The 11,696-nt window shown below is 44.3% G+C and carries 11 protein-coding genes; 7 read left to right on the plus strand and 4 right to left on the minus strand.

Annotation, left to right across the window (positions count from 1 at the left end; all coding sequences use genetic code 11):
- Positions 1–26: 26 nt before the first annotated feature.
- Genes KIT51_01190 through KIT51_01220 form a run of 7 tightly spaced genes read left to right on the plus strand, consistent with a single transcriptional unit; the run spans position 27 to position 7,704 of the window.
- The gene (locus KIT51_01190; protein UYN86926.1) at positions 27–260 is read left to right on the plus strand and encodes a ferrous iron transport protein A; all 234 of its coding nucleotides are present in this window, start codon (positions 27–29) and stop codon (positions 258–260) included.
- On the plus strand, positions 260–2,371 hold the full coding sequence (feoB, locus tag KIT51_01195; protein ID UYN86927.1) for a ferrous iron transport protein B: 2,112 nt from the start codon (positions 260–262) through the stop codon (positions 2,369–2,371). Before KIT51_01190 ends, feoB begins: the two co-directional genes overlap by 1 nt.
- Before the next feature lie 53 nt (positions 2,372–2,424).
- The gene (locus KIT51_01200; GenBank protein ID UYN86928.1) at positions 2,425–2,835 is read left to right on the plus strand and encodes a hypothetical protein; all 411 of its coding nucleotides are present in this window, start codon (positions 2,425–2,427) and stop codon (positions 2,833–2,835) included.
- Entirely contained in the window at positions 2,814–4,682 is a 1,869-nt protein-coding gene (locus KIT51_01205; GenBank protein UYN86929.1) for a peptidylprolyl isomerase, read from the plus strand. Before KIT51_01200 ends, KIT51_01205 begins: the two co-directional genes overlap by 22 nt.
- A gap of 24 nt (positions 4,683–4,706) precedes the next feature.
- Positions 4,707–5,882, plus strand: coding sequence for a 5-(carboxyamino)imidazole ribonucleotide synthase (locus KIT51_01210; protein UYN86930.1), 1,176 nt, complete (start codon positions 4,707–4,709; stop codon positions 5,880–5,882).
- Positions 5,879–6,394: a 5-(carboxyamino)imidazole ribonucleotide mutase gene (gene purE / locus KIT51_01215; protein UYN86931.1), complete on the plus strand. Its 516-nt coding sequence runs from the start codon at positions 5,879–5,881 to the stop codon at positions 6,392–6,394. The genes KIT51_01210 and purE overlap by 4 nt, the downstream gene beginning before the upstream one ends.
- Before the next feature lie 53 nt (positions 6,395–6,447).
- The gene (locus KIT51_01220) at positions 6,448–7,704 is read left to right on the plus strand and encodes a hypothetical protein (GenBank protein UYN86932.1); all 1,257 of its coding nucleotides are present in this window, start codon (positions 6,448–6,450) and stop codon (positions 7,702–7,704) included.
- Here the strand turns inward: KIT51_01220 and KIT51_01225 are convergent.
- The 4 genes from KIT51_01225 to KIT51_01240 all read right to left on the minus strand — a co-directional run bounded on the left by KIT51_01225 (position 7,701) and on the right by KIT51_01240 (position 11,695).
- Complete coding sequence (locus KIT51_01225; GenBank protein UYN88459.1) at positions 7,701–8,714, minus strand: TerC/Alx family metal homeostasis membrane protein; 1,014 nt, start codon at positions 8,712–8,714, stop codon at positions 7,701–7,703. The two genes, KIT51_01220 and KIT51_01225, sit on opposite strands and share 4 nt — an antisense overlap.
- Positions 8,715–8,891: 177 nt before the next feature.
- On the minus strand, positions 8,892–9,302 hold the full coding sequence (locus KIT51_01230; GenBank protein UYN86933.1) for a transcriptional repressor: 411 nt from the start codon (positions 9,300–9,302) through the stop codon (positions 8,892–8,894).
- The gene (locus KIT51_01235) at positions 9,299–11,098 is read right to left on the minus strand and encodes an ATP-binding cassette domain-containing protein (protein UYN86934.1); all 1,800 of its coding nucleotides are present in this window, start codon (positions 11,096–11,098) and stop codon (positions 9,299–9,301) included. The genes KIT51_01230 and KIT51_01235 overlap by 4 nt, the downstream gene beginning before the upstream one ends.
- A gap of 3 nt (positions 11,099–11,101) precedes the next feature.
- Positions 11,102–11,695 (minus strand): hypothetical protein, encoded by a 594-nt coding sequence (locus KIT51_01240; GenBank protein ID UYN86935.1) that lies wholly within the window; start codon positions 11,693–11,695, stop codon positions 11,102–11,104.
- Position 11,696 lies beyond the last annotated feature (1 nt).

An 11,696-nucleotide genomic window follows, 5' to 3' on the forward strand; every position in this document is an offset into this window, starting at 1 on the left:
GTTTAAAATAAATCTAAATAAGAAAAATGGCGAATGGCAGGCGCAGTGTGGCCCAGATGAAACCAGGGGAGGTGGCGATTATCGCTGATCTGCAAGACGATATACTTTCCGTAAAACTTATGGAAATGGGCTGTTTGCCAGGCGCTACAATCCGGTTCAATTTCAGTGCTCCGTTAGGCGACCCGGTTTGCATTAGTGTTTCAGGTTACGAATTGTCCCTTCGTTTAGAGGAGGCCTCCACCATTTCAATCCTGAACTGATGCCAGACAAGCAGTTGAAAATAGCATTGGTGGGCAACCCCAATTCAGGCAAATCCTCACTCTTTAACATCCTCACCGGACTGAACCAAAAAACGGGAAATTTTCCGGGCGTAACCGTGGAAAAGCGGACGGGCTTTTCAAAAATGCCCCATAATACAATGGCCCAATTTATTGACCTGCCCGGCATTTATAGTTTATATCCACGCAGCCTTGATGAACAAATTGTATCGGAAATATTGCTTCACCATAAATCACCCGATTGCCCCGATGTGGTGGTTGTCATCGTGGATGCTACCAACCTGAAGAGAAGTCTGTTGCTGGTAACACAAATTATTGATTTGGGTTTACCAACGGTACTGGCCATGAACATGATGGACCTGGTGGCCAAAGCAGGCAGCAGCTATAACTTAATGGTGCTGTCGGAAAAGCTGGGCATACCGGTGGTGCCAATTAATGCCCGAACAGGCGTGGGTGTCGATCAGCTGAAAAAAGTTTTGAGCCAGGTTGCTCAACCCGCAGCAAAGGAAATTTTTCCGTTGTTTGATGAAGCCAAAATGGGTGTAGCGGAATTGCGCCAGGCTATGGGTATTGACAATGATTATGAAGCATATCAATTCCTGCAGCAACCAACATCCTTAAGTTTTTTAACGCCCGAAGATCTGGCGCTGATCAACACCGTTAAAGAGAAGCATAAATTTTTTCCGGGTAAATTCCATGGCGCAGAAACGGTTCAACGTTATGGTTTTATTCAAAATTTACTGGATGAAGTTACACTTGAACGGGCGAACGAAAATGTTACCCGACAGTCAACCCGCGTTGACAGGATATTGACGCACCGTATTTGGGGGTATGCAATATTTTTCGGTGTGCTCTTTCTTATTTTTCAATCCATATTTGCCTGGGCAACCGTGCCCATGGATTTTATTGATGGGTTGTTCGCTTCCCTTAGCAATTACTTAAATGAAGTGCTGCCTGCAGGGCCATTAACCAGCATGTTGGCCCAGGGTGTTGTTCCTGGCTTGGGCGGAATCGCCATCTTCATTCCGCAAATCGCCATATTGTTTGCATTCATATCAATACTGGAAGAATCAGGTTATATGGCCCGGGTGGTTTTTTTGATGGATAAGATCATGCGTAAGTTTGGCCTGAACGGGAAAAGTGTAGTACCGCTTATATCAGGTGTGGCCTGCGCCATTCCGGCCATTATGGCTACCCGTACCATTGATAATTGGAAGGAGAGGACCATCACCATTTTAGTTACCCCGCTAATGAGTTGTTCGGCAAGGCTGCCGGTGTTTACCATTCTTATTGCACTTATTGTTCCTGACAAAATGGTGTGGCATTTTTTCAACCTGCAAGGGTTGGTGCTTATGGGTTTGTATTTGCTTGGTTTCGCGGCAGCGCTCATTTCAGCAGTTGTCATAAAATTCCTCATCAGGGTAAATGAAAGAAGTTACCTGATTATGGAAATGCCCACCTATCGTTGGCCGAAGTGGTCGAATGTTGGGTATACGATTGTTGACAAGACAAAGGCGTTTGTGTTCGAAGCCGGTAAAATAATTTTGGCTATAGCCGTAGTGCTTTGGGTTTTGGCCAGTTATGGCCCCGGAGATCATATCGAGAAAGCTGAGGATTATGTGCTTCGTGAAGCTGAAAACTTACGATTAACCGAACAAGGGCTTGAAGACCGCATTGCTGCTTACAAGCTTGAACATTCATATGCGGGCTTGTTAGGCAAATCCATCGAGCCCATAATCAGTCCATTGGGTTATGACTGGAAAATCGGGATAGCGTTGGTAACATCTTTTGCCGCCCGTGAAGTTTTTGTGGGCACCATGGCCACTATTTACAGCATAGGAAGCGAGGAAGACCAAACCACCATTAAAAGCCGTATGCGTGCAGAGATAAATCCCGATACTGGTGGCCCGCGTTATACACCAGCGGTAGGGTTTTCTTTGTTGGTATTCTATACTTTCGCCATGCAGTGCATGAGCACCCTTGCCGTGGTGTACCGCGAAACCAAAGGCTGGAAGTGGCCCATGGTTCAGGTGGTGTACATGACGGTACTGGCTTATGTTTCTGCCTTACTTGTGTTTCAGGTTTTTTCCTGACCTGTAATACAACAGAAAATTACTTTATATTTAACAAAGAAAGATTCTGGCCTATGACTACAAACTATCAACTGGGTTTACTTCACCTGGTTCATTTACTGATAAGTGCAGATGGGGTTGTTGATGAGAATGAAAAAATTGCATTAGCGAAGATTAAGGAAAGGGAAAATATCGATCTGGCGATCTTTAAAAAGTTCGAGCATGACATAGCAACCAAAAAGGAGCGGGAAATTTATAAAGAAGGCATTGACAGCTTGAATGCATGTACCGATGAAGAAAAATTAAAAGCCTTGGCGTTGCTTTACAAAATGTCGGAAGTGGATGGGCGAGTACATGCCAAGGAAGTTCGCTTATTGCTTTACTCTATAAAACTAACGGGCATTGAATTTGAGGACGTAATAGCAAAAGCCTCAACATTACCTTCTATTCTATTATTGCTCACATGCTGCGCTATGTTCTCGTAGTTGCTGCAGGCTTGTTGCTCCTGTCATGTTCGAAGAGCAAGCCTGAAAACAATTTGTTTTCCGATGAAACCCTGCTCCGCATAGCCGATTTCCAAGACCGTAGGTTTTCAGATAGCCTGCTTCAATTTTTTGACCATAAGGTTGCGGCTTATCGAAGGGCTGCCGCATTGGCGTATGGCTCCCTCCAGGATACCTCCGCTGTTGAGGCGCTTGGCAGGCTTTTATATGACCTGGATTCATCGGTACAAAAAGCCGCTGCATTCGCATTGGGGCAAACAGGAGGCTCAAAAGCTTTCAGCCTTTTGTCAAAAGCAAACCTGCCCTATGCTGAGTTTCAGGAGGCATTGGGCAAAACAGCTTCAAAAAATGTAGCAGGCAATGTCATTGAAAATCCGTGGGCGTTGTATCGGCTGACCCTTCGGGGCTTGGCGGAGCCAATGCATATTACTTATGCAATCGGGTTTTTGGATTTGGCCAACAGTGATGATACCCGACTTGCAGCAGCACACTTTTTTAATCGCTGCCCGATAGCCATTGATGAGGCTGAAAATGACTTGCTAAGATGCGCTGAAAATGATTCGTCTGTTTTTGTTCGCATGGCAGTTGTGCAAGCCTTGCGGAAAATAAAATCAAAACCGGTGCTGCAAAAATTAAAGCAAATCATTGAGCATGATGGTGACTACCGAATTCGTGTTAATGCGGTTCGCGCCATGCAGTCTTTTCCTTTTGATGAAACTAGTACGACATTATTTAATGCTCTTGCCGATGAAAACATTAATGTAGCCATTGCTGCATCAGAGGTTGCCGTTCAGGTTGCAAAGCCACAAGCATGCGCTCCCTTGGTTGAAAAGGCCAGGCAACTTACCCATTGGCGTGTCAGGGCGAATTTATTTGATGCCGCATTGTCAGCCACGAACCATAATGAATTGGCGGAAGAGATTGTTCAAATGGTTCGGCTTTCGGAAAATCCATATGAAAAGGCGGCTTTGATTACAGCGTTACGACACACTCCTGCAAACTACATGTTTGTGGGAGAACAAATGCTTACGGCAAGCACTCCTGTTATTCGTTCATCTGCAGCCAGCTCACTTATTGGAATGAACAAGCACAAGCTTTTTGAAAAATCCATGCAGTCGAGGTTTCTTGAACTCTACCAAAAAGCATTACGGGGCAATGATGCAGCGGTAATCGGAACCATTGCTACAGCGCTTGTGGATCCTGTGCTGAACTACAAAAATGTAATTTCCGATTATCAATTTTTATATGAGGCGAAACAAAAATTAAGCCTGCCGAAAGACAATGAAGCGTTGCAGCCTCTTGAGAGAGCCATAGCTTATTTTGAAGGACGGGAAAATCCAATAGAAGTTAAGAATGAATTTAACCACCCCATTGATTGGACGTTAGTGAAGACTATTCCCAGCCGTCAGCAGGCTATCATCAAAACACCCAAAGGGGATATTGTTATTCAGTTGCTGGTAGAGGAGGCACCGGGTTCGGTAGCAAACTTTGTTCATCTTTCCTCAACTGGATATTTCAACGGAAAAAACTTTCATCGGGTAGTCCCGAATTTTGTTATTCAGGGTGGCTGCAACAGGGGCGATGGCTGGGGCAGCGAAGATTATTCGATTCGGTCGGAATTTTCAACGCGCAAGTATAAAGAGGGCTCGGTTGGAATGGCATCTGCGGGTAAGGACACCGAGGGCACACAATGGTTTATAACCCACTCCCCCACGCCTCACCTGGATGGCCGCTACACTATTTTTGCCGAAGTGGTTTCAGGAATGGAGGTGGTGCATCGCATTGAGGTAGGTGATGAAATCGTTTCAGTGGAATTGATACAACAGTAACCAGCATGCCGCAGCTTTGCCCCGATGTTTGATTCGGTTAACTTGCCGAAAATTTTCGCTGTGAAGAAACCGTTCAACCAGGATTTTACCATTGGTATTTTAGGCGGTGGTCAATTGGGCCGCATGCTTATCCAGTCCGGTATCGACTTTAATCTTTCGTTTTCCGTTCTTGATCCCGATCCGGAAGCACCGTGTAAAAAGCTAGCTGACTTTCATACAGGTAAGCTTACCGATTATGATACCGTTATGAAATTTGGATTGGGATGCGATATTATTACCATTGAAATTGAAAATGTAAATACACTGGCGCTTCGCGATCTGGCAAAAGCCGGCAAACGGGTTTACCCTCAACCTGATGTTGTTGAATTGATTCAAGACAAGCGGAAACAGAAGACATTTTACCGTGAAAAAGGAATACCCACGGCCGAATTCGTATTGACAGAGACCAAAGATGATGTAAAGCAATACCCTCAGTTTTTTCCGGCCGTGCATAAATTGGGAAAAGAAGGTTATGATGGCCGAGGTGTTCAACTTATTCGTAGCGCGGTTGATTATGAAAAGGCCTTTAACGCCCCTGGCGTTCTGGAGCCATTGATTGATTTTGAGAAGGAGATTTCCGTAATAGTTGCCCAGAGTGAAACGGGTGAAACTGTAACCTATCCACCGGTTGAGATGGTTTTTCACCCTGAGCACAACCTGGTTGAGTATCTCTTTTCGCCTGCACAGATTGATGACACAATTCGTGATAAGGCCGATTTTATTGCACGGCAAGTTGTGAAGGAGTTAAAAATTACCGGCATACTTGCTGTAGAGATGTTTATTGCCCGCAATGGAGATGTACTGGTTAATGAAATTGCACCACGTCCGCATAACAGTGGCCACCAAACTATTGAGGGCAACGTTACTTCCCAATATGAACAACACCTTCGGGCTATTTTAGGCCTTCCGCTGGGTGATACAAATATATTGTTCTCCAGTGCGATGGTGAACCTTTTAGGTGAGCCAGGGTTCACGGGTGTTGCCCAGTACAAAGGGTTTGAGGATGTAGTGAAAATTCCGGGTGTTCACGTACATTTATATGGCAAACGAAATACAAAACCATTTCGCAAAATGGGGCATGTAACGATTGTTGACAGCGATGTTGACGCTTTAAAGAAAAAGGCAGATTTTGTAAAACGAACACTCAAGGTAATTGCATGACAAAAGCATTGGTAGGCATTATAATGGGCAGCCAGTCAGACTTGAAAATCATGAAAGAAGCGGCCGAAGTTTTAGAGGAACTTGGTGTTGCGTATGAACTCACTGTGGTTTCAGCCCACCGCACCCCTTTGCGTATGATCAAGTACGCAACAGAGGCAAGAAAAAATGGACTGAAAGTGATAATAGCAGGTGCCGGTGGCGCGGCTCACTTACCGGGCATGGTGGCTTCAGTAACCTCTTTACCGGTTATAGGTGTGCCGGTTAAATCCTCAAATTCAATTGATGGATGGGATTCTGTTCTTTCTATTCTTCAGATGCCATCCGGAGTGCCGGTGGCTACAGTTGCTTTAAACGGCTCGTGCAACGCGGGCATACTGGCCGCTCAAATTATCGGTAGCACCGACAAAAGACTGGCCGCCCGGTTGGATAAGTATAAAAAGTCCCTTCAGCTCAAGGTTGAGTCGTCCGCAAAAACCCTTGAAAAGAAGGGTTGGCGTGGTTTAGAGAATTAATTCTTTTCAAAAAGAAGGAAATCCTTATCTTCAATCACTAATCCGATTGAAACATGAAGCCTCAGGAAAAGGGCTGGTTAAAAGAATACCTTGAGTTCAGGAGAAATCTTTTTCAGGATATTTCGCTGGATAAGAAAACCTCCCACCCTGAACACTCCCTCTACCGTATTATGCAACCCACCGGTTTAATGTATGGCCAAACCGTTGGGCACATCAATCATCCATTAGCTGAAGCTTGGGATGAACGGGACAAGATGAAAATCCTGTTGGCGGAGAGCCTGATCAGCAGCTCATTGCTCTTTCATGGCAAGCCGACCAATACACCCGAAGAGGTTTCAGAAGTGTTTATCAAATCGTTGGAAAGTATAGGCAATTTTTACAACAACATATTCCCTGAGTTGGCTACGCCCACGAAAACACTTTTTGGCAGAAGACGTTCAGCGCTTGAGTTGGCCGAGCGGATTTTAGAAAAGCGAATAGACAGGGCCACATCTTATAAAGGCAATTTCTGGACAAGTTTCTTCCACAACAGTTTATTGTTTCTGGATGTTTTTATTTTCGGACAATGGATCCACACAAATGCCGATCGTATAGTTGCTGATTTTTTTCGGTATGAGCGGGAAGAGCTGCGCTTTTCGGTAGTTAAGGTAATTGCCGCTTCCGCCCATTCCGATCAGGTTATCAATTATGAAGAGGCCAAACTCCTGGAATACTTCATCCAGGGTACTGACCTTTCGCCCGAGAAGCGGAAAGAAGCGCTATTGATTTTTGATAAAGGTATTAGCCTGGAAGAAATAAATCTGCCTTCGGAAAATTCATGGATACTCAAAAAGTTTTTTCTGGAAATAGCCATACTTACCACCTGGGCCGACAGGAAAGTTGAAAAGGCCGAGCAGGATTTTCTAAAGCAATTTTGCGAATACCTTGGTTTTAACGAAGAAGATCTTGAAAACAGCATGATAGCTGTTGAGGGTTTTGTGTTGGAGTACTGGCAACAGCTGGAGTACCTGCAGGATAAACAGGATTACCAACAAGTAAGCGAACATTTTATTAAGCGTATTGCAAAGGTTGCAGAGCGCAACAAGGGTAGGATATTAAAAGAGATACAAGACAGTAAAACGATTCTTCAATTATTGCAGAAAGCCCGTTCGCAGGAACTGACCGCACAAGAAGCCGAACAAGTTAGAAAGGAGTTGATGTTGGTACTTAAAACAATACCCACTTTTGTAATTATATCCCTGCCGCAGCGTTTTCTCACCTTGCCTATGCTCATGAAAATTTTGCCACGAGACCTGTTTAGCGATAATTAATCAGCTTCATCAACGGCTGCTTTTCGAGGGATTACAACCGAGAAGATAATGGAGAGGATAAGTGTTGCTATAATTACTGTAAACGATAAGTAAACATTTACCTTAACGTCAACAATCTCCAGCAACATTTTTGCCCCGATAAAGAATAAAATTATGGAAAGCCCTTTTTGCAGGAGATAGAAGCGATCGATAATGCCGGCCAGGAGAAAGAACATAGCCCTTAAGCCCAGCACCGCGAAAATGTTAGAGGTGTAAATCAGAAACTCATTGGTCGTAATTGCAAAAGCTGCCGGTATGGAGTCAACAGCAAAAATAAGGTCAGTGGTTTCAATAAGGATAATCACCAGGAAGAGAGGCGTGAAGTATAATTTACCTTTATCAAAAAAAGCAAACTGGCCGCCACGGTCATCCAATGAAAGAGGCAGGTAGCGTTTACAAAATTTCAGGATAGGATTTTTCTCCGGTTCAATTTTTTCATCACCATCCTCAAAGTATATCCGAATGCCCGAGTAAATAAGAAACACCCCGAAGATGTACAATATCCAATGGAATTTGTGAATCAGGTATGCGCCTACAAAGATGAAAACAGCCCTGAAGATAATGGCCCCTAAAATGCCCCAAAAAAGGATTTTATGGTAGTAAGTTTCATCGACCTTGAAGTATTTTAAAATAAGCAGGATAACAAAGATGTTATCGATAGAAAGTGCTTTTTCGGTAAGGTATGCCGAGAAGTAAAGCAAGCCGGCATCGGTACCGCTTAAAACGGTCTCCACCCCTTTTTCAATTGCCACGTAAGGCCCTGCAAAATATATAAGCAAACCGAAGGCTGTGGAAACGGCCACCCAAAAAACGGATTGCCACAGGGCAGATTTTGTGGTGATTTTATGGGCTTGCTTATTGAAAATGCCCAGGTCCAATACCAGGAAAATAATGATGACTATACCAAACAAGCCAAAGAGCAAAAGCTCATTGTCATTGCCGTCAAAAAGGTCAATCAAAAGTAATGTCAGAGGGTTGCGCAAGGGGTTACTGTTTCTATTGCCTTGAGAGACCTAATCACCTCATAATCAAGAGAAAAGAGTCCTTCAAAGGTTCCAAAAGTACAACTATTTTTCAAACTCAAAAACTACCAACCCGTATTTATACACGATCAACGGAAAGAGAACCACCAGGTAAAAATAAAAAGCTTAGGCACAATTTGAACACACCCCCTGAATAAGCAGGTTAAGTTCAATGGCCTGGTAACCTTTGGGCAGCTTAACCGGGGGAACATCTACATTAAGGCAGTTGGTTTGTCCACAACGGCTGCATTTAAAGTGAACATGGTCGTGATGGTGACCGGTAAGGGTACACGCGTCTGAACAAAGCGCATATTTCAAAGCCCCTTCATCGTCAAGTACTTTGTGGATCAGGCCCTTGTCAAGGAAGGTTTTCAAGGTGCGGTAAACAGTTACCCGATCGAAATGTGCGGGCATACCTTTTTCAATATCGGCATGGGCCAAGGCATAATTTTTTTTTAAAAAAATATTCAGGATGGCTTTCCGGCTGGGGGTGGAACGCAAGTTGAATTCTTTTAAAAGTTGGGGCGAGCCGTTCATTGTTCGTGTAGCTGCATTTTTAACAGGTTGCTGTATAACCCGTTGCTTACTTGTGTAAGTTCAGCATGTGAGCCCATTTCTGCAAGTTGCCCCTGGTTGATGACGAAAATCCTATCCACTTTTTTTATCGTGCTGAGCCGGTGTGCAATTATAATTGAGGTTCGCCCCTCCATTAATTTTTGCAGGGCTTGCTGTACCTGGTATTCCGAGTGTGAGTCTAATGAGCTGGTGGCCTCATCTAAAATAAGAATGGCCGGATCTTTTAAAATGGCACGGGCTATGGCAATGCGTTGACGCTGCCCTCCTGAAAGTTTTACCCCACGCTCACCCACCACGGTATCAAATTGCTCCGGAAAACTTCTAATGAATTCCAGCGCATTGGCCTTTTGCGCAGCCTCTATAATTTCTTGCTCGGTTGCCAATGGATTTCCATACGCAATGTTTTCACGGATGGTCCCACCAAAAAGTATTACTTCCTGGGGAACGATACCAATATTTTTCCGGTAGTCGGTGAGGCTGAAATCCCGTATGTTGATGTTGTCTGCTAAAATTGAGCCTTCATTTACCGGGTAAAAGCGAAGCAATAGATTGATGATCGTTGATTTTCCTGAACCGCTTTGTCCTACCAAGGCAATTTTTTCCCCGGCCTTGATGCTGAAATTCAAGTCTTTTAATACCGGGAAATCGGGACGACTTGGGTAAGCAAAGTTTACATGATTAAAGGTTAGGTGGCCATTAAGTTTTAATCCGCTGGCTGAAGGCAATTCCTCTTCATCTTTTTGATCCAGTATCTCAAGCAGTCGCTCGGAAGCGCCTATGGAACGTTGCAACTGCGTATAAATGTCACCCAAGCCGGCAATTGAACCGCCAATAAACGAAGTATAGATGATAAAGGAGAAGAGCTCGCCTACGGACAATTGGTTGCTTTGAACCAACAGCGCACCGTACCACCCCACGGCCACAATGCCACCAAACAGGGCAAAAATAACGAACGATACAAAAAGCCCGCGGTACCGTGCCGTTTGTACAGCAATTTTCACTACTTCATTTAGTGATTTCTTGAACCGTGCCAACTCGAAAAATTCGTTCGTAAAAGCTTTTACAACATGGATGGATTGCAATGATTCTTCCACCACTACATTGGCTTCGGCCAACTTATCCTGTGTTTTCTTCGAGAGCTTTCGAATATACTTTCCAAACACCAACGCCAGTATGACCAGCACCGGAAAAGTTAGCAGCATAAAAACGGTAAGCTGCGGGGCCAGGAAGAAGATGATACCCACACCGATGATTAACGTAAGGCTTTGCCGAAGCAACTCCGCCAGGGTAATGGTGAAGGTATCTTGCAGGGTACCCACGTCAGCCGTGATGCGACTCATCAACTCGCCAATCCTTCGGTTGTCAAAAAACGATATAGGAAGCCATACGATCTTATTGAAAATACCCTGCCGCAGGTCAGCAAGGGTTCGTTCGCTGGTAACCGAAAAAGTATACACACGCATAAACGAGAAAAAACTTTGAATAAGCAAAATAACCATTAGTGCTGCCGCTACCTGGTTAATGGTAGTGAAGTACGGTACGTTTTTGCCTGAGGCTAAATCGAGCAACTGTCCGGCCAGGTACGGAAACGAAAGCACCGTGCCACTGGATAAAGCCAGGCATAATAGCCCGGCAATAAAAAGCCACTTGTGGGGCAACATAAAACGGAAAACCCCAATCAATCTCTTTAGTGATGCTTTGTTGATTTTTCGTTTGTCTTCTTCCCGAAGGGGTTCGCTTATTGTTCTATTGGCCATAGTTTAATTTACCTGAATGGAGCCTTTAATGACATAATGGACAGAGTCGCCCACGAACATTTTTTGCCCACCATCAACAGAGTAGGATGTGAGGATGTTTTTATTGTACAGATCGGTAAATTCCATAATTAATTTTCGCTTAGTCTTAAGAAGCGAATTTTCTTGTTGGTAAAGGGCCTCTATTTTTCGAAGTTTTGAAGGCGCATCCTGGTAGAATATCTTAACGTACCGAATGGGCAAGTCGCTGGTTGCCGTAAGCTGGCGAACGGTAAGGTTACTGAAGGTATCTGTCAGACCATCGCTAATCTTATAATTGTTTTGGTTAATGGGTTTGTTTATTGATCCGATTTCTCTGAACAAGTCAAGTTCGCGTGCCCAGGCCAAACTGTCTTTGGGTACAAATACACTGTCTTGCCGTTGCCCATTCATGATCGCCTCTTTTGAAAGTGTGGCCTGGGCCTTTACCAGGTATTCAATTTGATGTTGAACAAGACTGTCAATATTGTAATGATAAGCCTTCTCCTCCTTTTGCTGACTGCACGCGCAAACAACCAGCCAACCAGCTAAAAAGAAAAGAATCCTTTTGGGTGAAATCATA

The sequence above is a fragment of the Cyclobacteriaceae bacterium genome, assembly GCA_025808415.1.
GTDB lineage: Bacteria > Bacteroidota > Bacteroidia > Cytophagales > Cyclobacteriaceae > UBA2336.

Coding starts and splice junctions, on each gene's coding strand:
- KIT51_01240 (UYN86935.1), bottom strand. CDS start 11,695: ATGATTTCACCCAAAAGGATTCTTTTCTTTTTAGCTGGTTGGCTGGTT.
- KIT51_01190 (UYN86926.1), top strand. CDS start 27: ATGGCGAATGGCAGGCGCAGTGTGGCCCAGATGAAACCAGGGGAGGTG.
- KIT51_01210 (UYN86930.1), top strand. CDS start 4,707: ATGTTTGATTCGGTTAACTTGCCGAAAATTTTCGCTGTGAAGAAACCG.
- purE (UYN86931.1), top strand. CDS start 5,879: ATGACAAAAGCATTGGTAGGCATTATAATGGGCAGCCAGTCAGACTTG.
- KIT51_01220 (UYN86932.1), top strand. CDS start 6,448: ATGAAGCCTCAGGAAAAGGGCTGGTTAAAAGAATACCTTGAGTTCAGG.
- feoB (UYN86927.1), top strand. CDS start 260: ATGCCAGACAAGCAGTTGAAAATAGCATTGGTGGGCAACCCCAATTCA.
- KIT51_01205 (UYN86929.1), top strand. CDS start 2,814: ATGCTGCGCTATGTTCTCGTAGTTGCTGCAGGCTTGTTGCTCCTGTCA.
- KIT51_01230 (UYN86933.1), bottom strand. CDS start 9,302: ATGAACGGCTCGCCCCAACTTTTAAAAGAATTCAACTTGCGTTCCACC.
- KIT51_01200 (UYN86928.1), top strand. CDS start 2,425: ATGACTACAAACTATCAACTGGGTTTACTTCACCTGGTTCATTTACTG.
- KIT51_01235 (UYN86934.1), bottom strand. CDS start 11,098: ATGGCCAATAGAACAATAAGCGAACCCCTTCGGGAAGAAGACAAACGA.